Origin of the sequence: Bradyrhizobium sp. i1.15.2, from assembly GCF_040548425.1 — a bacterium.
GTDB classification, from domain to species: domain Bacteria; phylum Pseudomonadota; class Alphaproteobacteria; order Rhizobiales; family Xanthobacteraceae; genus Bradyrhizobium; species Bradyrhizobium canariense.
Map to the genome: position 1 here is coordinate 1 of NZ_JBEPRQ010000007.1, position 21849 is coordinate 21849.

General features: G+C 59.3%; 20 protein-coding genes. 18 read left to right on the forward strand and 2 right to left on the reverse strand.

Annotation, left to right across the window (positions count from 1 at the left end; all coding sequences use genetic code 11):
- The 18 genes from ABIB80_RS14830 to ABIB80_RS14915 all read left to right on the forward strand — a co-directional run.
- Positions 1-3167, forward strand: a 3167-nt coding sequence (locus tag ABIB80_RS14830) for a beta strand repeat-containing protein (RefSeq protein WP_354127792.1), incomplete at its 5' end; no start/stop codon positions are given.
- A gap of 97 nt (positions 3168-3264) precedes the next feature.
- A complete protein-coding gene (locus ABIB80_RS14835) occupies positions 3265-4977 on the forward strand; it encodes a type I secretion system permease/ATPase (RefSeq protein ID WP_354127793.1) in 1713 nt (570 codons plus the stop codon).
- 9 nt (positions 4978-4986) lie between these two features.
- The gene (locus ABIB80_RS14840; protein ID WP_354127794.1) at positions 4987-6357 is read left to right on the forward strand and encodes an HlyD family type I secretion periplasmic adaptor subunit; all 1371 of its coding nucleotides are present in this window, start codon (positions 4987-4989) and stop codon (positions 6355-6357) included.
- Positions 6358-6763: 406 nt separating this feature from the next.
- Complete coding sequence (locus tag ABIB80_RS14845; protein WP_354127795.1) at positions 6764-7003, forward strand: hypothetical protein; 240 nt, start codon at positions 6764-6766, stop codon at positions 7001-7003.
- A 17-nt stretch (positions 7004-7020) separates the two neighbouring features.
- Positions 7021-7236, forward strand: coding sequence for a hypothetical protein (locus ABIB80_RS14850; RefSeq protein WP_354127796.1), 216 nt, complete (start codon positions 7021-7023; stop codon positions 7234-7236).
- 93 nt (positions 7237-7329) lie between these two features.
- Positions 7330-7836 (forward strand): A24 family peptidase, encoded by a 507-nt coding sequence (locus ABIB80_RS14855; protein WP_354127797.1) that lies wholly within the window; start codon positions 7330-7332, stop codon positions 7834-7836.
- 1 nt (position 7837) lies between these two features.
- Positions 7838-8803: a Flp pilus assembly protein CpaB gene (cpaB, locus tag ABIB80_RS14860; RefSeq protein ID WP_354127798.1), complete on the forward strand. Its 966-nt coding sequence runs from the start codon at positions 7838-7840 to the stop codon at positions 8801-8803.
- Positions 8803-10008, forward strand: coding sequence for a CpaE/TadZ family protein (locus ABIB80_RS14865; protein WP_354127799.1), 1206 nt, complete (start codon positions 8803-8805; stop codon positions 10006-10008). The genes cpaB and ABIB80_RS14865 overlap by 1 nt, the downstream gene beginning before the upstream one ends.
- On the forward strand, positions 10005-11429 hold the full coding sequence (locus ABIB80_RS14870) for a TadA family conjugal transfer-associated ATPase (RefSeq protein WP_354127800.1): 1425 nt from the start codon (positions 10005-10007) through the stop codon (positions 11427-11429). The genes ABIB80_RS14865 and ABIB80_RS14870 overlap by 4 nt, the downstream gene beginning before the upstream one ends.
- Positions 11426-12358, forward strand: a complete 933-nt coding sequence (locus tag ABIB80_RS14875; RefSeq protein ID WP_354127801.1) for a type II secretion system F family protein — start codon at positions 11426-11428, stop codon at positions 12356-12358. The genes ABIB80_RS14870 and ABIB80_RS14875 overlap by 4 nt, the downstream gene beginning before the upstream one ends.
- Positions 12355-13263 carry a type II secretion system F family protein gene (locus ABIB80_RS14880; protein WP_354127802.1) on the forward strand — a complete coding sequence of 303 codons (909 nt, stop codon included), beginning with the start codon at positions 12355-12357 and terminating at the stop codon, positions 13261-13263. Before ABIB80_RS14875 ends, ABIB80_RS14880 begins: the two co-directional genes overlap by 4 nt.
- 2 nt (positions 13264-13265) lie before the next feature.
- Positions 13266-13913 carry a methyltransferase family protein gene (locus ABIB80_RS14885; RefSeq protein WP_018458248.1) on the forward strand — a complete coding sequence of 216 codons (648 nt, stop codon included), beginning with the start codon at positions 13266-13268 and terminating at the stop codon, positions 13911-13913.
- Between the two features lie 50 nt (positions 13914-13963).
- Entirely contained in the window at positions 13964-14410 is a 447-nt protein-coding gene (locus tag ABIB80_RS14890; protein ID WP_085352212.1) for a hypothetical protein, read from the forward strand.
- Between the two features lie 9 nt (positions 14411-14419).
- Positions 14420-15727, forward strand: coding sequence for a pilus assembly protein TadG-related protein (locus tag ABIB80_RS14895; protein ID WP_354127803.1), 1308 nt, complete (start codon positions 14420-14422; stop codon positions 15725-15727).
- Positions 15724-16143, forward strand: a complete 420-nt coding sequence (locus tag ABIB80_RS14900; RefSeq protein ID WP_345946552.1) for a TadE family protein — start codon at positions 15724-15726, stop codon at positions 16141-16143. The genes ABIB80_RS14895 and ABIB80_RS14900 overlap by 4 nt, the downstream gene beginning before the upstream one ends.
- 491 nt (positions 16144-16634) lie before the next feature.
- Positions 16635-18338, forward strand: coding sequence for a type II and III secretion system protein family protein (locus ABIB80_RS14905; protein ID WP_354127804.1), 1704 nt, complete (start codon positions 16635-16637; stop codon positions 18336-18338).
- Positions 18339-18350: 12 nt separating this feature from the next.
- The gene (locus tag ABIB80_RS14910) at positions 18351-18749 is read left to right on the forward strand and encodes a hypothetical protein (RefSeq protein WP_354127805.1); all 399 of its coding nucleotides are present in this window, start codon (positions 18351-18353) and stop codon (positions 18747-18749) included.
- A gap of 158 nt (positions 18750-18907) precedes the next feature.
- Positions 18908-19369, forward strand: a complete 462-nt coding sequence (locus ABIB80_RS14915; RefSeq protein WP_354127806.1) for a tetratricopeptide repeat protein — start codon at positions 18908-18910, stop codon at positions 19367-19369.
- Positions 19370-19406: 37 nt separating this feature from the next.
- Here ABIB80_RS14915 and ABIB80_RS14920 read toward each other — a convergent pair whose 3' ends face one another.
- Positions 19407-20177 carry a hypothetical protein gene (locus ABIB80_RS14920; RefSeq protein ID WP_354127807.1) on the reverse strand — a complete coding sequence of 257 codons (771 nt, stop codon included), beginning with the start codon at positions 20175-20177 and terminating at the stop codon, positions 19407-19409.
- 777 nt (positions 20178-20954) lie between these two features.
- Positions 20955-21839, reverse strand: a complete 885-nt coding sequence (locus ABIB80_RS14925) for a helix-turn-helix domain-containing protein (RefSeq protein ID WP_354127808.1) — start codon at positions 21837-21839, stop codon at positions 20955-20957.
- Positions 21840-21849: the final 10 nt, after the last annotated feature.

The window sequence follows — 21849 nt, forward strand, 5'->3', positions numbered from 1 at the left end:
TCAGCTATCAGGTGGACGATGGGGCCGGCGCCAATCACGCCAGCAACATCGCGACCTCGACGGTGGCGGTGACGCCGGTCAACGACGCGCCGGTGTTGAACGCTAATGGTGGCACGCTGTCCTATACCGAGAACCAGGCGGCGACGGCCATCGACACCGTGCTGACGGCGTCGGATGTCGACAGCACGAATCTGACCGGGGCGACAGTATCGATCACAACCAACTTCGCCTCAGGCCAGGATGTGCTCGGCTTCACCAACCAGAACGGCATCACGGGCAGCTACAATGCGGGGACCGGCGTGCTGACGCTGACCGGTTCTGCGACTGTGGCGAATTACCAGGCGGCGCTACGTTCGGTGACGTATTCGAACTCAAGCGATAACCCCTCGGGTGCGACCCGCACCATCAGCTATCAGGTGGACCATGGGGCCGGCGCCAATCACGCCAGCAACATCGCGACCTCGACGGTGGCGGTGACGCCGGTCAACGACGCGCCGGTGGCGCAGAATGACGCATATATCCTCGACACTTCAGGCGGAAATATCTTGACGGTTACAACGCCAGGAGTTCTCACCAACGACTCTGATCCAGACAGTGCAATAACTGCGGTCAAAGACACCAACCCGACCCACGGAACGGTGACGCTTAACCCCAATGGCTCATTTACTTACACGCGGACAGACTCTTTCTTAGGCACGGATTCGTTCACCTATCATACTTCAGATGGCTCTCTCTCTTCCAATCCTGTGACCGTCACAATAACGTTGGCCGGTAGCGTCAGTGGACACGTGATCAATTTTGGAAACGGTACTGACATTGCCAATTTCGCCAACAATACTTTTGATGGAAATACGCCGGCCCCTTCAGGCAATTGGTCTGTCTTGATGGGCAATGGCGGCGATACTCTGGTGACAGCATGGAATCACATCAACGGGACAACCACCTATAACGGTGGAAATGGTACAGACGACATCACCCTGGTTTTCTCCTCCACTCAGCTTGAGCAAGTTCTCTCGAATGCAACGTTCGAAGGAGCGTTACAAAACTACTTTAACGGTTCTCCGACAGGAACTCTCGACCTTTTAGCTTCGAGCTGGCAAGCGAGCGCCACCGCTTTCGAAAACGGAAATCTCGCGCTCGCACTCAATGGAGGTGGCGCTGCGACCTATTCCGCGATCGCCGATGACTTGCCCAATCTCCTTGCGGGGTTAACCGGCAATTCTTCGGATAATACCCTGGTCGGAACTGCCAACGGTGAGACAATCTCGGGTAACGACGGCAACGATATCGTGGTGGGTCTCGGCGGCGACGATACCCTGAATGGCGGAAACGGCTCCGATCTGCTTCTCGGCGGTTCTGGAAACGATACGCTCACCGGCGGGGCCGGCATTGATATTCTGTCAGGCGGCACCGGAAACAACACGTTCAGGTATACGGCCGTTACCGACTCAAACCATGCCGGCTTCGATATTGTCACCGATTTTGCGTCGGGGTCTGACAAAATCGCGGCCACCTCGGGACTTGCAATCACATCGATCGGCACGTCGTTGGCTACGGCGACGAGCTCAGTTGCGGCCCATACATTTGCCTGGTTTGTCGATACTGCCAACAACCAGACGATCGTCTACGGTAACGCCACGAATGGCGCCCTCAACGGCGGCACCGCCAGCCTGCTGGAAATACACCTCGCAGGGGTGACGTCATTGACTGCCACCGATTTTGCGACGGGAGTAGCTCCGGCCGGCATCGCCGGCGAGCAGATCAACCTTGGTCTGACCGATCCCTCGTCGGACCTGAACGACCTGATAACGGTCACAGTCAGCGGTGTTCCGTTGGGGTGGAGTTTGAACGCGGGGACGAACGAAGGCAACGGCACCTGGACGGTGCAAACAAATGATGTCCGGTCGCTAGCAGTTACCACGCTCACCGACTTCGCGGGTGCGGTTGTCCTGAACGTTGCCGAAACGTGGACGGAGGCAGACGGCAGCACGGGAACCAGGGTTGTTTTCGACAATATTGAAGCTTACGCGGCCGGTTCACCAATCTTCGCCATTTCGGGCGACGACAACCTGATCGCTTCGAGCGGCAACGACTTGCTCGTTTTCGCTCAACCGATTGGCCGGGATACGATCTACAATTTTGCCACCGCGCACGACCAGATCGATCTGGTCGGTTATGCCGAGTTCACCGGCTTTGGCGACATTCAGGCGCACACGGCCAATGACAGTAACGGCAACGCGGTGATCTCAGCGGGAGAGGGGCAGTCGATCACGCTGCATGGCATCGATGCGAATTCGCTCACCGCGAGCGACTTCGTCTTCGATCAAACGCCGATCACTGAAAACGCAGGCCACATGGTGATCGCCGATGGTGCAATCCTGCCGCTCTCCGGCATCATCGACAATACCGGCACGATCGAGTTGAAATCGACCGGAAGCGGGACGGAGCTTGAGCTGATCGAACACGGCATCACGCTCCAAGGTCATGGGCAGGTCATTCTGTCCGACGATAGCGAGAACGTGATCACCGGAACGGTCTCCGACGTCACGCTGACGAACGTGGACAACACGATCTCCGGCGCCGGCCACCTCGGGGATGGGGTGATGGTGCTGGTCAATGAAGGCACGATCATCGCCACCGGCACCAATGCACTCGACATCGATACCGGATCTAACGCCGTCACCAACCCCGGGACGCTCGAGGCAACCGGAACCGGTGGACTGGAGGTCCACAGCGACCTCATCAACACCGGCGTGTTGTGGGCCAATGGCGGCAGCGTCACAATCGATGGCAATGTCAGCGGTAACGGAATGGCTCAGATTAGCGGTTCGGCCACACTCGAATTCGGAGCGGCCTCATCTGCGAATGTAGCGCTTGATGCCCAAGCGACCGGGACAATCGTGCTCCATGACTCCTTCGACTTTAGCGGGGTCGTGTCCGGATTTAACGGGGATGACCACCTGGATCTCCTCGATGTGGCATTCGGGGCCGGCACGACCGCGAGCTATGTCGCAAATCAGGTCGGTACGGGAGGAACCCTGTCGGTGACCGACGGAGTCCATACCGCCCATATTACCCTGTTGGGCCAGTACGACCCCGCGGGCTTCCAAACAGAGGCAGACAAGAACACGGGAACGCTCATCAGCTACCACGACCATCTGGCCTGATGCGCTGCGATGGCGAATGTTGCGGCCCCGACTTTGGACTACGACGTCCGGCGTTCGGCATTGATTTTGAAGAGGGGCGGATTTTCCGCTGATCTGTATGAGTGCTCCGTCCAAAGGACCCGACGAACTCCGGCGTTTGCTGCAAGGCTGCCAGGGCTATTTCGTCACCGCCGCGATCTTCAGCTTGGCGATCAATCTGCTTTACCTGGCCGGGCCGCTCTACATGCTGCAGGTCTATGACCGGGTGATCTCGAGCGCCAGCGAAGTCACGCTGCTGATGCTCACGATCGCGCTGTTGATGGCGTTTCTGGCGCTGGCAGGGCTGGATGCCGTACGCGCCCGCGTGCTGACCCGCGCCAGCATTCGCCTCGACCAGACGATCGCGGCGCGCGTGATGACGGCGATCATTCATCGCTCCGCTGGCGCCGGCGGCGCGCGCAGCCAGCTGCTGCGCGATTTCGACACCTTCCGCCAGTTCGTCACCGGCATGGGGATCCATGCGATCTTCGATCTGCCCTGGGCGCCGATCTACATTGCCGTGATTTTTGTGCTGCACCCGTTGCTGGGGGCGTTCGCATTGGGCTGCTCCATCCTGCTGATTCTTATGGCCCTGTTTAACGAGTGGCGGGTCAAGCCGCCGTTGACGGAGGCCGGCGAGGCGGCTTCCCGGAGCTATAGCTTTACCGAGATGAGCCTGCGCAATACCGAAGTGGTGCGGGCGATGGGCATGACCGAAGGGCTGCTGAGGCGTTGGGCCCGTGATCGCACCCGCATGCTTGAACGGCAGGTCTCTGCGAGCGATCGCGCCGCCACCATGCAGAGCATCATCCGTTTTCTGCGGCTTGCCATGCAGTCGATGATACTTGGCCTCGGCGCCTATCTCGTGATCGAGCGACTTGCAACCGTCGGCGCCATGTTCGCCGCGAGCATTCTGCTCGGAAGAGCCCTGCAGCCGGTAGAGCAGATCGTTGGATCCTGGCGCAATCTTGTATCTGCTCGTGGAGCATTCCTGCGCATCCGCGAGCTCTTGAAAGCCGATCCCCAACGGGAGGTCGGTTTGACGCTGCCGCGCCCGCAGGGCCGACTCTCGGTCGAGGGGCTCTCCTATGTGCCGCCGTTTGGTTCGAAGCCCATCCTGCGCGGGGTATCGTTCGCAATCGAGCCGGGCGAAGTACTGGGCATCATTGGTCCTTCGGGCGCCGGGAAATCCACGCTTTCGCGTCATCTGGTCGGTGTGCTTGCGCCATCTGCTGGCGCGGTGCGACTGGACGGGGCGGACGTCTCGAGCTGGATCAAGACGTCACTCGGCCAGCATATCGGTTATCTCCCCCAGGATATTGAGCTGTTTGCTGACACTGTTGCCGTCAACATCAGCCGATTCCAGGAGGGCGAAGACAGGGAGGTGATTCTGGCGGCGCGGATGGCGGACGTGCACGAGATGATCCTGCGCCTGCCGGACGGCTATGATACGCAGGTGGGAGAAGGCGGCGCCATACTCTCGGGCGGTTATCGTCAGCGTATTGCTCTTGCCCGCGCCATCTTCGCCAATCCGAGCCTTCTCGTGCTCGACGAGCCGAGCTCCAATCTCGACGCCGAAGGAGACGCCGCGCTCGCCGATTGCATTCTTCAACTCAAGAAGCGCGGCACGACGGTGGTGATTATCTCCCATCGGCCGGCCACCATCGGCGTGGCTGACAAGATCCTGGTGCTTCGTGAAGGCGTCGTCGAGATGTTCGGACCGCGCGCCGAGATCCTGGCCCGTCTGACGAGGCCCGTACCGATCCACACGGTCCGCGAGACGACGGGTTAGGACATGGTCATGGCGCTGATGGAGTTTACAAGCCGGTCGAAACCACGCGCATTGGCGCCGAGCTTGACGATTGATCAACTCAGGAGCGGTGCACCGAGCGACTCGATTCGTCGCGTAGCACTCGCGGGATGGCTGATCATCGCCATCTTTTTCGGCGGATTCGGCACCTGGGCGCTGACGGCACCACTCAACGGCGCCGTGGTTGCAAATGCTATCGTCAAGGTCGACGGCAACCGCAAGAGCGTTCAGCACCTCGATGGCGGCATTGTCAGGGAACTGCATGTCCGAGAAGGGGAGCGGGTGCTGGCAGGCGATCTCCTGATCGTTCTGGACGATACGCAGGTCCGTGCCGAGTATGAGGTGCTCACACAACAATATGCCGTGCTTCGTGCAACGGAAGTACGGCTCCTGACGGAGCTCGATCATGGATCCGAGCTGGCCATGCCGGCCGATTTGAGGGCGCGCTCTGATGACCGCTACTTTAAGAGCGTATGGACCGGTCAGCTCAATCAGTTCGACAGTCGGCGAGCATCGCTTGACGGGCAACGAAGCGTCATTCGCGAGAAGATCAACCAGCTTGGGTCACAGATTGTGGGCGCCGAGGCACAGGTCAAGGCCTTCACCGATCAGATCAACTCGGTCCGCAACGAGGCAAAGGATCTTGCGCCGTTGGTCGAACGGGGCCTGATTGCGCGTCCGCGAATTCTCCAGCTGGAGCGGACGGCGTACGGTTTGGAAGGCCAGATCGCCGATACAAAAGCTAGTATCGCGAAGGCCCGCCAGGCCATCGCCGAGCAGGAGCAGCAGATCGCCCAACTCGATAATGATCGGATGACAGATGTCACCAAGGACTTGCGTGACACGCAGGCCAGATTGCTCGAGGTCATTCCGAAGGCGCTGAGTGCAAAGTCGGTCCTGGGTCGCATGGAAATTCGGGCGCCCTATACCGGCCGGGTGGTGGGATTGACCGTGTTCGCCGTCGGCGGCGTCATCCAGCGCGGCGACAAGATCCTCGACATCGTACCGGCCGAGGACGCACTCACCATCGAAGCCCAGGTTGCGGTGGAGGACATCAGCGACGTGCATCCCAATATGCGCGCCGAAGTCCATCTCACCGCCTACAAGCAGCGGATCGTCCCGATCATTCACGGCGACGTCATTCAGGTTTCGGCTGACCGCCTCACTGATCCCAAGACAAATGCGCCGTACTACACGGCCTTTGTCCGGATTGATCAAGGTGAGTTGGCGGACATGCCGAACATTCGCCTGTATCCTGGGATGCCGGCGACCGTTATGATCCCGACCGTTCAGCGAACTGCGTTTGATTACATCGTCGGGCCGCTCGCAATGTCATTCAATCAGTCGTTTCGGCAGAAGTAACCGGTCAAGCAACCGATGGACGAGGCAATCCAGTAGCGACGCCGAGCCGGACGACGAAGGATCAAATGGCCTCGTCCCGGAGGCCAAGTTCGCTTGACGACGCAAATCGCTGCAAAAGCCAGAGGCCGAGGAGGTACGGTGTGAGAGGCACGAGGCCATCAAGGCATTCATAGCGCTTACCGCACGGGCGATATCAACGGCTTACAGACGGCGCGCTAGGTCATCCGGCCGACCTCGCGAAATTTGATCCATGCACGCTGGTGTCGTCGCTGCATCCGCCGGTCATATGCGAGTAGATTGAAAGGGTTGGATGCACTCCGATAGCTCATCGGCTTTGCATAAATATCGAATTTCCGAATAATCAAGTTATACCGCTGGTCATCCATAATAATCCGGTGATTCTTTAATGACTCTCAGCCAGCGCCCTGCCCAGGATTCCGATTGTTGGCCGGCTATCGTCTTTGTATTACGACGTTTTATCGATTTTTGGAATGTCACGACGGCTCGATTTGCGGCGGTTAATTCAGGATGGAATTATATATTAAATATTGACGCTAATAAACATTTAATAGATAGTTTATCGCTGGCGGCCGGATATAATCCGCAGCCGCTGGAAGTTGCCGAGGTGTCTGCAAATTCATCTTGAAAGAAGGGATTCTTCCAATGTTGCAATATTACATCGAGACCAAGGAAGCGTTGAAGCGTCTGCGGACGGACCAGGATGGCGTGGTGTCATTCGAGTACATCATCGTCGCGGTTTGCATCGTTGGCGCGGTGGGTGCTGTGTTTGGTGGCGGAGCTGGTGGTCAGATCGGGGGGGCGCTGACGACCGGGATCGGCGCTATCGTCACCGCTTTCAATACTGCGATCGCTGGTTGATCCAGCCATTTTACGCCGGAGGGGGGCAATCCAGGCTGCCCCCCTGAGTGCTCCCGTTAGTTTGCCTTCCACCTTTTTTGAACCGTGCATTTCATGAGTTGGATTGCTCCCACAGCCTCGATCCTGGAAATCCTGTTGTTGCTCTATGTCGCAACGATGGACGTTGCGACGCGCGTGATCCGAAACGAAATTTGTCTCGCGCTGGCGCTCCTCGGGATAGCCGGTCAATTGCCCAGCCCGATTCAAGTCGCTGTGTCGCTGATCGCAGCCGCGATCCTCTTTCTGCTGCTTTTTGTCCTATACGCGCGCGGAGGAATTGGTGGCGGCGATGTCAAGCTGCTGGTTGCCCTGGCGGTTGGTCTCCCGCCGAGCGGCGTGATGCAGTTGCTGACCGTCACCGTGCTGGCCGGCGGCGTTCTTGCCTTGGGGCATCTGATGATGCGTCACCTGCCATATCCCAGGTTGGCACCCGCCGGATCGTCATTCGCGCGCCGGATCTACGCGATCGAGCGTTGGCGCCATTTGCGACACGCCCCGCTGCCTTACGGAGCCGCTATCGCCTGCGGCGGTATCTGGACCATTTTGAGCAAAGGATCGTGAAATGTCATCCGCGCTGCGTCTGTCGATCATCGTGGTGCTTTTGCTTGCAACCACAGCGTTCGGACTGATCGCCTATAGCATGAACCTGCCGAAGGCGCAGGCTCCGGTCCCAGTACAAGTGACAGAGGCGCCCCTCGCGCCGGCGGCGCCGGCGATGGCCGGATACTTTATCGCGGTACGGCCGTTGCCGAGGGGGACGTTGGCCCGCGAAGAGGATTTCGCCGTGCGCTCGGTGCCGCCGGAGCGCGTTCCCCAGGGGGCTATCCTTGAAACCGCCGAGTCTAAGGCCGGACTTCCGGGTTCACTCATCCGCAACTTCGTCGAAGCGGGCAGTCTCATTACATTGCAGGATATCCTGCGTCCGCGGGACCGGGGTTTCCTCGCCAGTATCCTGGCGCCAGACAGCCGTGCCATCAGCATCAAGGTTGACGAGGAGGCCGGTGTCTCGGGCCTCATCAGGCCGGGCGATCACGTGGACGTCGTGTTGACCCAAGTCTTCGAGAAAGTCGATACCGCGCGTCGCGCCCTGAGCGAAACCGTTCTGCGCAATGTTCGGGTCATCGCGATTGATCAGGAGATCGTGCAGGGCGCGCGACCCATTAGCGGGATGGCAGGTAAGCAAACGCAGACCGTGTCACTGGAGCTTACGCAGGTCCAGGTCAAGAAAGTCACCGTCGCAAAGCAGCTCGGGACGCTCTCCTTGGCCGTACGCGCAGCAGTCGATCAGTGGGATAAGGCAGACACCGGCGCGATGTCGAGCTGTGATGTGTCGCCTGAACTTGCCCGCCAGTATGCAATTTCTGCACAGAGAACGGCAGTGGTCGTTCATTCAGGCGGTGAGGTCAAGCAATACACGGTCAGAAAGCAAGTGGAAGACGCTCTCGTCAGCTGCGACGGTGCATCGGATGCCGTAGGCCCGACTGCAACGGCGGTGGGTTACGATAACAGGTTGTCGGAGAAACGTTGATGAACATTGCCATAGCCACTCCGCCTGAAGAATCGACCTCAATCGTCACGCGTAACCGCATCGTCGGTTTCGTAAATGATGAGCTCAGCGCTGCGGCGTTGCGCAAGGGGCTCGAAGGCGCCAATCTCTCGATCAGGCGCGGCACAATCCGCAATGCCATACGGATGCTTGAAACCGATACCGATCTGTTCGCGCTGGTGGTAGACATCAGTGGCGTCGATGATCCCTTTACCGAGCTGGAAAGGCTGGCCGGCGTCTGTCCACCCGATGTCCGCGTAGCCGTAATCGGCGACAACAGGGAGATCACCTTCTACCGTGAGCTCCTGGAGCTCGGCTTGACCGAGTATCTGCCGCGGCCGCTCACGCGCGATATGGTGCTGGACAAGCTGCGTCCCAAGCTGCTCGGCGACGTGGCAGCCAACCACATCGATCGTGGCGGGCACGTGGTCTCGATCTGCGGGGCGCAGGGCGGCGCCGGCGCCACGAGCATCGCGATCAATCTGGCGCTGCAACTTGCCGAGACAACCAAGGCCAAGGTGGCGCTGCTTGATCTTCATTTGCAGGGCGGCGAGGCCGCCGTGATGTTGGGAGTTCGTCCCGGGCCGGGGCTGCGTATCGCTCTGGAAAATCCGATGCGGGCGGACACACTCTTCCTCGAGCGCGCGGCGATCGAAGTCAACGAAAGGGTTTGCTTGGTCTCGGCCGACGAAGACCTCGATGCGCAGCTCGAAATTTCGGAAGCTGGCATACGACACGTGCTGGGTCTGCTGCGTCAACGGTTCAACTACATCGTCGTCGATGTACCCGTCCCGTTTCCGCCGTCGATCTATCCCGTGATTAAACTTTCCCGTCATGTGATGGTGCTGCTCGAATCCGAGGTGACCGGACTTCGCAATGCCCATGCGCTACGCGCCGCCGTGATCAACATCGCGGGCAAGGACCGGGTCTTTACCTTGCTCAACCGAGCCGGTCGTCCCGGGGGCCTGCCGAGGGCCGCGGTCGTCAAGGCGTTGGGTGCAGAGCCCGACATCGTCATTCCCGATCTCGGCAAGGGCATGACCGAGGCGCTCAATCTGGGAATTCCAGCTCTGAAGCACGTCAGAAAATTGCGGCGCCACCTGGCACCGATCGTACGGGAGATCAGCGGTGTCGCTGCCGAGCGGAGTGGCTGGTGGAGGAGGGTGCTCACAGCACATCTGCGATGAAAAAGTTTGGTAAGCGTGAAGACGACGCACCAGCTCACGTATCTTCATTGGCGACAAGCCTCCCTGCATCTGCGATGGGCTTGCCTTTGCCGCCGCTCAGCACGGCTGCATCCGCACCGAGCGCGCCGTCGCCTGTGCCAAGGCGCGACGAACCGCCGATCGACCAACCCATAATCCCGCCTTCGCTGCGTGAACGGGTAATTGAGCAGATCGAGCCATCGGTGGCCGCAACCGTCTCGCGGGAAGTTCTCCGGCGGCAGATTGAGGAGATCATCCATCAAATTGCCAACCAGGAACGGCTCGAGCTGTCGGGCCGTGAGCAGCTGCAGCTCGCAGACGAAATTGCCGACGACATGACGGGCTACGGGCCGCTCCGTCCGCTACTACTGGACCAATCGATCAACGATATCATGGTGAACGGTCCGAGTAATGTCTACGTGGAGCGAAACGGCAAGCTGGAACGAGTTGCGGTGCGATTCCGGGACAATGGTCACATTGCTTCCGTCGCTCAGAAGATTGCCGCGCAGGTTGGCCGGCGCGTCGACGAGTCCAGTCCGATGGTCGATTGTCGCCTGCTGGATGGCAGCCGGGTCAACATCATCCTCCCGCCGCTGGCGATCCATAGTCCGTGCATTTCCATCCGAAAATTTCCAAGCCGCCGTTTGGACATAGCCGGATTGATTGAAAACGGCTCAATGACCGCGGCCATCGGACGTTTGCTGGAGATCGCCGCCCGCTCGCGGCTCAATGTTCTGGTCTCCGGCGGTACCGGATCCGGCAAGACGACGCTCCTGAACGCTATGAGCCAGTTCATCGATCACACCGAACGCATTGTCACGATCGAGGACGCGGCGGAGTTGCAGCTTCAGCAGCCGCACGTGATCAGCCTGGAGACCCGGCCCCCCAGCCTCGAGGGCACAGGGCAGGTGACACAGCGCGATCTGCTGGTGAATGCCCTGCGCATGCGTCCCGACCGGATCGTCGTTGGCGAGGTGCGCAGTGCCGAAGCATTCGACATGCTGCAGGCGATGAACACCGGCCATGATGGTTCGATCTCCACGGTACACGCGAATAGTACCCGGGATGCCCTGACCCGCATCGAAAACATGGTGCAGATGGGACAGGTCAATCTACCGTCGCGCGCCATTCGAAGTCAGATCGTCGCTGCGCTGGATCTCATTGTGCAGGTCGAACGCATGCGGGACGGACAGCGCCGCATCATTCAGATCAGCGAGGTGATCGGCCTTGAAGGGGAGGTGATCACCACCAATGACATCGCAGCCTTCGAGTATCAAGAGGAGGATGTGAACGGGCGGATATCGGGCAGCTATAAGTCCAACCTTGCAACTCCGAAGTTCAAAAGCCGTCTTGTCTATTTCGGGCTAGATGGTGCTTGGGCCGAGGCCATGAGGCAAGTATGATGCTGGAGTCCGTGATCGTCACTGTTCTGGCCCTCGCGATGTGTGCAGCAGCCATCTCGTTGTGGCTCGACGCTCGGGAAAGACGCATCAATCGCCAGTTGGCGATTGCTCTGCCAACGTCGCATCCGGCTAACCTACCATCCATTCGCCGCTTGGAGACCGGGTCCCAGGCTCAGTTTCTCAATCGGCTGTCCAATTACAATCCCGATATACCCTACGTGTTGCATCCGGCCTATGTGCTGCTCGCCGGTGCATTCGGAGCAGCAGCGATCCTTTATGCGAACAGCCAGCTGGGATATTCCCTGACCTACGTGTCCATTGTCGCCGCAATCACGGCCATTATTGTGATACGAGGCCTGTTCGGATGGCAGAAACGTCGCTTCGCTCTTCAGCTTTTTCGACAGCTGCCTGACGCGATCCAGCTGGTGACAAGTACCGTGCGATCAGGTCTGCCTGTCCACGAAGCATTTCGTGCCCTCGCGCGCGATATGCCTCAGCCAACGGCTGGGCAGTTTGCCATCGTATGCAGCGAAGTGAATCTGGGTAGACCTCCAGAGGAAGCTGTCCAAGCTGTCTATCGGCGAACCCAGGTGGCGGAGTATGCGATCTTTGCGGTGACACTTGCCGTTCAGTTGAAGTCCGGTGGCAGCCTGGCCGAGACCTTGCAGAACCTAGGAGACACTGTCAGGCAACGTGTTGCGCTGGCTGCTCGCGCCAAGGCACTGGCGGGAGAGGTGATCTTTTCCTCACGAGCGCTGACAGTCTCGCCATTGATTGCAGGTGGGGTCCTATACGCAGCCAATCCGCAAACCGTTGATCTGTTGTTCACCGATCCGGTCGGAAACAAGCTGCTGGTCTACGCAGTCGTTTCGGTGCTTGTCGGAGCCCTGGTGATAAGTTGGATGGTCAGAAGGGAAACAGAACTATGACCTCTGGTCTCGGTCTGGTGGCCCTCGCAGTCGTGGCTGGGACTGCGTCCTGCATGTTGATCATCCGCGAAATACACGTTCGTACATTGGACGCCCGGGTGTCAAACGCAGTGATGGGCGTTGCTGGCCGTTCTGCCCCCTTCCAGGATGTGACCGGTTGGTTTTCGTCACTCGGCATGCGGTATCGTCGCTTCTATGCCGAGGAAAATCTGGATCAGCTACGAACCATCCTTCAATCATCAGGTTTCAATCATCATCGAGCCTTGCCGACCTGGATCGGTGTCAAAGCCGTCAGCATGGCCCTGTGCCCGATCATCGCCGGGTGTGTCGCTCAGCTTTTCGGGAAGCCACTGCTGGATGTGCTGGTCTTCACACTTATTGGCGTGGCGATCGGGATTTTAGCGCCGCGATTGATACTGGCGGTGCTGAAGCGGCGGTTTGATGCCGCCATTCGACTGGGCACGCCGGACATGATTGATTTGCTGGTCGTGTGCAGCGAATCGGGAATGGGCCTGGAAAGCGGGCTGGCACGCGTCGCGCAAGAAATGCATGAGACCAATCCCGCTATAGCCCGGGTCATGAGCGGCCTTCTTGATGATCTCCGGATCCTGCCAAGGCGCAGCGACGCATTCGATAAACTGGGCTCTACGTCGGATGGGCTCCGCCGGTTCGGAATCATGGTCGCCCAAAGCCTGCAATACGGAACGCCGGTGGGCCAGGCTCTGCGGAGTGTCGCTGTCGACCTCCGGCGCGAACGTATTACCAAGCTTGAAGAAAGAGCACACAAGTTGGGCGCCAAGCTGACCATTCCGATGGTGTTGTTCCTGCTTCCAGCCATGTTCGTCATTTTGGGAGGAAGTCCCATTCTGCACCTCGTGCGTTCGTTCGCCAGCTTCGGTAAGTAGCCATGAGCACGATTGCCCTGTCGAAAACGTCCTCTTACGATCGGACAATGCAACTGTTCGGCGGCATGTGGTTCATGTTGCTGGCGCTTGGCGTCGCCATCAAGATCGGATCGTCGGCTCATGATCCTTGGCCGTCGCTCCTGTCGAGTGTTTGCCTCGCTGTCTTCTACGTGCTCCTGGCGCTGTTGATCATCACGCGGCCTCCGGCGAAGGCGCAAGCGAACGGCCGTCTGCCAAGGATAGCGGCGTTCGTCGGTACCTACATGCCGTGGACGATCGCCTTCTTCGGCGAAACCGACAAGGCGTTACCAAACCTGGCGTCCACCGCGTGCGTGTTGATCGGCATGATCATGATGCTGGTCACCATCCGACATCTTGGCAGGTCGTTCAGTCTGGTGCCACAGGCGCGCAACGTGGTGCAAACGGGCCCGTATCGGTGGATCAAGCACCCGCTCTACCTTGCGGAGGAAATCGCCGTGTTGGGCGTGGTGCTGAGAAGCCCGACGCCGCTGACAGCGGCCTTGCTCGTCTTGCATATCGGCGTTCAGGTTTGCCGCATTTATTACGAAGAGGACCTGCTTCGTCGCAACTGCCCGGAATATTCCGGTTACGAAGCATCGCGCTGGAGAGTGGTCCCTTACGTTTGGTGAGTGCTGTTCCGGTCGACGACCGGATGGGTGACTATCGGTGGAGTCAACTCATGAGCCGCAAGAAGTCTTTGATCGTGGATCAACGCGGCGCCGTCGCACTTGAGACCATGATCGTCTACATTTTCTTGGTGTCGTTCCTGCTTGTGCCGCTCGCCGACTTAGCCGCCGCGGGCTTCCAGTTTATCTCCGCATGGAGCGCATTGCGCTCCTTCGGGCAGTATGTGCAGTACGCTAATCCGCTCGCCCCTGACGGCACGGTGAGCTGGAAGACAGGGCTACAGACCACAGTCGCAGGTCATGCGATCAGCAACCTTCAGGTTTTGTGCGGCGACGCAGGGGCCACCTGTTCGCCGAGCAATCTTGCTTCTCCGAAGTACATTACATTTTCGACAACCATCACTTTGGCTCCGCTTGGGGCACGCCCGCCTTTTGTGGGTTCGCTGCTGTGTCCCACCACCTGCACGTACACGCTGCGTCACTCAGAACGCTTCCAGTAGGGTGTTTCCATGCGTGATCTACTCCATTCCCAACGAGGCTCCGTCGCATTCGCAACAGTCATCGCTCTCGTGCCACTGATCGGAGTAGTCGCACTCGGGGCCGAAGCTGGATCGTGGTACGTCACCCGCCAGCACGCGCAGAACGCCGCCGACTCAGCGGCCTATTCCGGCGCATTGCGGCTTTCATGTACAATGGCGGGTGCGGCCTGCGAGACGCAGTCAGTGGATTATCGCGGCAAGGAATTCGCGGCCCAGAATGGGTTTTGCAACTACAGTCCCAATGACGCTACCGCCTATCCGGGCAGGAATTGTCCGACGAGCCTTCCGACAAGAACCTCGCGGGTCGTGCAGATCGATATCGGCAACTACAATGCGGGCACGTTTACAACGCCCGTTGCGGGCACGGGCAACGCCGTTCGCGCCAGAGCCAGCCAGCAACAACCGGCGTACCTGGCGGCAGTGCTGGGCTTGACCACCGTCAACATCCCCGCCCAAGCCATTGCAATGGTCCAGCAGCCGACCAAGGCCTGCGTGCTGGCGCTTGGACCTGACTCAGACGCGCTTAAGCTTGCTGGCAACCTCAGCAACAACGGAACTGGCTGCGCGCTGATGTCGGATACCAATGTTAAACTCGCCAGCACTCCCACGTTCACCGGCTCGGGATGGGCAGTTTATGGTGTAAGGGGCTGCACCCCCTCAGGCAGCTGCAGCAATGTTAGCGTGCCGCACAACTATTTTATGACATACGCCAGTAACCCACTAGCGAAGCTAGACACGCAGGCATTCAACTCCTGGTCTGGCAAGACAACGAAACAAACGTGCAGCGGCACGTTGGTGCCGAATAACAGCACCAACCTGTACGGTGATCTGACATGCACAAACGGGAATGCAGTAAATTTTTCGCAAGGAACTTACTTCTTCTACAACGCGACGATCAAAATTACTGGCGGAACTGTCACTGGCACGAACGTTAGCATCGTGCTGCTCGGAAATTCCAGTCTCTCAATCAATGGTGGTACCGTCAACCTGTCCGCGAACTTAAGCAACGCGACCTATCCCGATCTGAATGGCGTTTTGATTGACGATCAAAGTAGCAGTGCCGTCAAGATTAACGGTGGTGGCACTGTTGCATTAGGTGGCGCGATCTACTTCCCCAAGGCCGATGTTACGTGGAACGGTACGACCGCCAGCGCAAATACGACCTGTTCGCAAGTGATTGCGAAAACGATCGACATGAGCGGTGGCGGCTACCTCAGCACGCAAGGCTGTGCTCCGGCCACCATCATTTACACCCAAGTTGTCGCTTTGGTGCAATGATGAGAAAGCTCGACAATCGCGGTGTCGCGCCGTTTGAATTTATCATGGTGGCCGTGGCGCTTTTCACATTGATGTTCGTCATATTCGATCTTGGGCGCTATGCCATCACGATGCAATCCTTGCGGACGCTCGCGAGTGCTGGCGCCCGTGCGGTCATGATCAGCTGCTATACGCCTGCCTTGCTTCAAACCCCGCCGCAGTCGCCGGCCGGCTGCACCGGGGATCCCCTGTCAGCCGCGGCCAAGCAGAACGCGGCACCGTTCCTGTTTTTTGGAGGTCTCACGCCAACGCTGACCGTGGGGGCCAACAGCAACAGCTTGAGTGTTACAGCTTCCCAGGCAAGCTTTACGATGCTGATGCCCATATGGGGCACAGCGCTCAATGCGCCGAGCGCCTCCAACCAGATTCCCTTCTAGCGGCGAATATGGCAGCACGCCTGACATGTTTCGCTCGACAGCGCCTCGTGGCCGCGCCGTTCGGGCATCCGCTTTTCCGGGGATTAAGAAGTTGGTCGAGTTTGGCCAAACGCGCGGGTGCGGAATTTCACCTGAGTGATTTGCACTCGGCCAAGCGAATCTCCGAGCGTGCGACCGAATGTCCTTCGATAGCAAAGCCGCGACGCAAGCGCGCGCCAATTGCACTCGTGCTGCGGGATAGTTCCCCACAGCCAGTGGGAATGATGCGCGCTGGCAACATCGAAGCGTTTTCTTTCTCCTTGCGGCGTTGCGGTAAGTATCTCGTCTTGCAAGCTGCCTGCATCAGGGAGGATGATCTTGGAGACACGACGTAACGAATTGTAATGGGACAGATTGTAAGCTCTGCGACGTGGTGCGCAGAGGGGAAATGTTGAGGACGTCGAGCACGTAGATTTGCGGGGATCTCCGTGGATCGCAGTGGGGGGACTCGGATGAGTGGCGATGGCGTTTCGGGTAACAAGGTCGGGAGGCTTCTCGCCTTCGGCGTGATGGGTCTGGGCGCGGCGCTCGCCTCGTCTGGGTTCGCTGACCGCGCGGCGGCTGCAGACCGGCGGGGCTCCTCCGGCGGCGTCATAGTCAGCGAGATGAACGACGTCCAGCGGGTCAAGCTCGTCCTCAACAAGTCACGTACCTTCAAGGTCGACACGGCCTTTGCGACGATCGTGGCGGGCTCGTCTGACATCGTCGACGTGAAGTCGCTGAGCGATCACCTCATCTACGTGCAGGGCAAGCAGACCGGCACTACCAACGTCATCCTGTTCGACAGCTCGATGAAGCAGATCGGGATTCTCGACGTCGAGGTCGTGATCGATACCGGCAATCTGCAGCAGAACATCCGGACCAGCACCGGCGGGCAAGGTATCCGCGTGTCGGCTTCCGAGGGCCAGGTGGTGCTCAGCGGGGTCGCGGCCGACGCAGTTACGGCCGAGCGGGCCATGGCGATCGCCACCAGCACGGTCGCGAAAGGGGGCGTCGTCGTAAATGCCATGAGCGTCGCGGCTCCGCAACAGGTGATGCTTGAGGTGCGCTTTCTCGAGGTCACCCGGGATGCCGGGCGGGACATCGGCGTAAACCTGTACGCGGCGAACGCAAATGGGACCAACGTCGGGAACACGGGACGTGGCGGGGTGGTGCCTGGGGGCACACGGCGAGTGGCCATCGGTGGTAACAGCATAAACAGCACTCAACGTGTCACTGTCACCGGGACAGATCCATCGGACAGAACGACAACCACGGTGAGTAGTAATAACGTGGGTGCTGGTCCAACTGGCAGCCTTCCGCTACTCGGAACGGTAGGAACGCTCTTGGGGACCGCGGGCGGCATAGCTCCGGCGCCGTTCGGAAGCTTGTTGACCAGCATCATCCGAACGAGCAATGGGGGCTCGGTAGACTTATTGATCTCGGCGCTGGAAACCAAAGGATTGGCACGCCGGTTGGCGGAACCAAATCTGACCACGCTGTCCGGCGATGCCGCCCGCTTCCTGGCCGGCGGTGAGTTTCCAGTGCCAATACCGACCCAAACGTCGAACGGCTTTCCTACAGTTACTATCGATTACAAGAAGTTCGGCGTCGAGCTGGCCTTCGTCCCCACCGTGCTCTCGCGCGGCGTGATCAACCTTCGGGTCGAGCCGTCGGTCAGTGAACTTGACTTCGCTAATGCGGTGACGATTCAGGGCACGACCGTTCCAGCATTGACCCGCCGCGATGCGCGCACGACGGTTGAGCTGCGCGATGGTCAGAGTTTTGCGATCGCCGGCCTGCTGCAGACCCGCAACCGTCAGGACGTTTCGCAATTGCCCTGGATCGGCTCGGTGCCCGTGCTGGGAGCCTTGTTCAGCAGCAAATCGTACCAGCAGGAAGAAACCGATCTGGTGATCATCGTGACGCCGCGCCTGGTCGCGCCGGCGGCGCCCGGTCAGCAATTGGCCTCGCCGCTCGACTCCCGCCTGCCGGCCAACGACGTCGATTTCTTCCTCAACGGCCAGATGGAAGTCCGCAAGCGTTACAATGACTACGTCAATTCCGGAGGCGAAGTGAAGGGACCGTATGGCCACATCATCGCGCCTGAAGTCCGGGCCCCCATCGTCGTCCCGGCCGCTAGTGCCGATCAGACGGTCGTGAAAACCCTAAACTAAAGGACGCGCGAGATGACGATCAGGCATCTGGTTCTGTTTGCGCCCATCCTGCTCGGGGGATGTTACGGCGTCGCCGGTCATGACGAGATGGACCGCTACTTTCAGCGTTCCGACAGCATCACGATGACCGCCGGCGATGCCAAGCAGGTCAACGCCGTCACCCATACAATCCATCCATGGCCGCGAAATGTGGGTGATCGCCGGATCGCGTACGACGCTCGACGTGTGGGCTCGGCCGTGACGCGCTACGGCAACCAGCAACAGCCGGTGGATCAGCTTCCCGATAACGGTGATCCGACGAAACTAATGGGCCAGCGCCCGCCCGTCACCCAGAATGTCAACGTAACTGGATTGGGAGCGGGAGCATCGTCGGGAATATCGGTGCCAGTCGGCGGGGCAGGGGGCAGGTAGCGGCCTTTGGTAGTTGAGTTTAGCGACGGGGCATTTGAGTGCGGTGCAGTGAGTCCGCTGGGCCGGGCGGGGGACAGAAAATTATGCGACGTGCCATTCTACTGCTGACCTGTTGCTGGCTGGCGCCAGGCCTTGCGGCATGCGACCAGACCACGAGGGTGGCTGCCATCGTGGCTCCCGTCGACCCACCGGGTGGTGACCCGGTGCAGGAGCCGACCGACGTCAAGTACTACCCGTCGGACGAGCCTGTGCGGCTGGGGCTGGAGCATTACAATCGCGGCAGCTACGGAATCTCACAGCGTTATTTCAAGGATGCCGTCGAGAAATCACCCAAGGACGTCACGGCCTGGATTGGTCTTGCAGCGAGCTACGACAAGCTGCGTCGTTTCGACCTGGCCGATCAGGCCTATGCCCAAGCGATCCGTCTGGGAGGCGAAACCGTTCAGATTCTGAATGACCAGGGATATTCGTACATGCTGCGCGGCAATCTGAGTGCGGCGCGACGGAAATTCGAGAAAGCCTATTCGATCGACCCAGGTAATCCGGTCATCGCCAATAACCTCGAGCTTCTCAATGGCAGCCGGCGGTTCATTGAAAGACCACCAAACAACCAGCCATAAGTAATCGACCGGATACTGCGATCACGGCCAGTTCTCGTCAATTTTGCCCAATCACAGCATCAGCGTGACGGCTGCCGCTGCGGATGATGACAATGATGCCATTGCGAACGGTAAATCGCGCGCCGAGCAGTTTCCGCACCTTCTCCGTGATCGGAAAAGGAAAGGGCACGGCTTCTCCTCCGACGGGATCGCCGACCTTGATCGTCTCAGTTGCGGAGCCTGCAACTGGTGCGGGCTTGATATAGTCTCGGATAAGCTGAATCTCTTCACGTGATAGGATGAGCGGAGCCTGGTCAGGACGGGCCTCGGACGGCGACTTGGATGTTTCACTGCTTGCTTTTTCACGTATCTCATTGGTGCTTGCGATCTGATCGAGCCTGGCTACGCGTAGCTTGAGCGCGATGATGTCACGTTGCAGTGCTGCGATCTCCAATTTGCGCGAGTTGGCCTGCATGAAGACAATGATCGCGCAAACGCAGCCCACGACAAAGCCGACGCTCAGCAATGCGATCAACCACCGCTCAAAGTTTCCCATCGACCGTCCGGCCGTCCGGGGGAGTTGTTCGCGCTGGAGATGGCTCCGCCAGATGCGGCGTGCTCGGTGCATCCAGTCGGTAGAGCCCGTTACGCTTGCCGCCGGCCGACCTGACCCAAAATGCGCGGGCGACGAGGCGGCTTCCTCTCGGGCCGGATCAACTAACGACGCCGTGTCGACTTGCTCAAGCTCTAGATCCTCGGGGACGCGATCCTCCGTAGTCAGATGAGCGGCAGGGTGGAAGGGATCCATCTGCTTATCGAGCCGGCCCATCTCCATTCTCCGTGGAGCCATCTATCAACTTCAGCAGTTCCGCCGACGCGGATAGAATAGGGTACCCGAGGATTCGATCAATCGGAACGAAAAAGGCGCCAAGCCGCGCCGTGAGCCGTTCTGAGGATAGCTTCAGGAGATAGGGCACCAACAGATGCCAAGGTTCGCCCCGCGAATGCACGTTCCGACCACGCGGACCGTAGACAGTGCAATGAGGCACCATGATCGCGCGACGAATGCCCAATCTCAGCTGGTTAAGGGTGCGACCGGTAAGTTGGGCTTGTTTAAATTCTTAGGCAGAACAAACCGGGTCTCGTGTAACGCTTTTAATGGTCGCACGCCGTGCGACGAGTCGGATAATTAGGACCGAGCCCATCCACCACTGTAGCACGAGACCCACCGGTCTGCGTTCAGCTCGTCATGACTTCCTTCCGCACCTACAGTTCAAGCCTGTCGATACCAGAATCGGCGCGAGCCGCATTGCGGGCGCGGTAGTGCTTCACGATGGTCTGCGCGCTTCGGTATGAATGCCCAGTGATGTCGCAGATCGTCAGCAACCGTAGATTCCGCTGCTCCGTCAGCGGGCGCTAACGTGCAACCAGACCGTTATGCGGCTGAATATCGAGGAGGCCGCGAGTTTTTCCGGGTTTTCGTCACGAGCGAGCGCGTTGATTTTGATTTGATGAGGTCGCTTTTGTGCGAAACAGGGCGTTAGAAATCGGCGAAAGCCGCCCAGGTATTTGCTTCGCTGCGATTTCCCTCTCGCTCAGGTCTGCCTCATGCCGATTGCTTGCGATATTCCGCAGGCGTGAGGTTCATGTGTCGGCGAAAGACTCGGTTGAGGTGGCTTTGATCCGAAAACCCGCTGAGCAGGGCGATCTCCTTCAGCGGCAAGCGGTCCTTGCGGAGATGCTGGCAGGCGTGTTCCACCTTGCGGCTCAGCACATAGGCGTGGGGACGCATTCCGTAATGCACATGGAATTTGCGCGCGAACTGCACGGGCGTGCAGTTGCAGATGTTGGCCAATTCCTCCAGCGTGATGTTCCTGGAGATGCTCTGTTCGATATAGTCTTCGATCAGCCGCGCATGGGCAGGTCTGAAGCGTCCCTGCGAGCAGGGCATCTTGAACCGCACGGAGGCATATCTTCGCAGGATGTGCACGCTGGCCTGAAGAGCCAGCGCATCGTAGCAGAGGCGGCCACCCGGTCCTCCGGCGGAAACCTCTTGCACCATCTGGTCGCCGATCCAGGTCAGGACCGGATCTTCGATCTTGAGGAGGTCGTGCAGTTCGACCGCCTCCGCGTCGCGATCGAAGGCCTCGCCCGCAGTCTTTGCCATCAAGGTCGGTGAAATGTAGAAATGGCTGACTTCGAGATCATGGCTCCATCGCCAATTCGAAGCTTCCGCGCGCGTGAGCAGCGTCGTAACACCTCGGCCGACGTGATCTTGCTTCCACGCGCCGGTGACGCGGCGGTTCATCGCAGTCGAGCCTTCGCGATAGATGACGATCAGATAGTTCTCGGACGGGGGGACCCAGATGTCGGATGGCGCATAGCGGAACACCCGCAGCCGAAAGTCGGCCTTTCCTACCGCCGAACTGTCCAACATCAACTTGCCAGGCGCGTACCGTGGCAGCTCGTCGACCGTAATGAACCGGCCCATCGCGCGAACT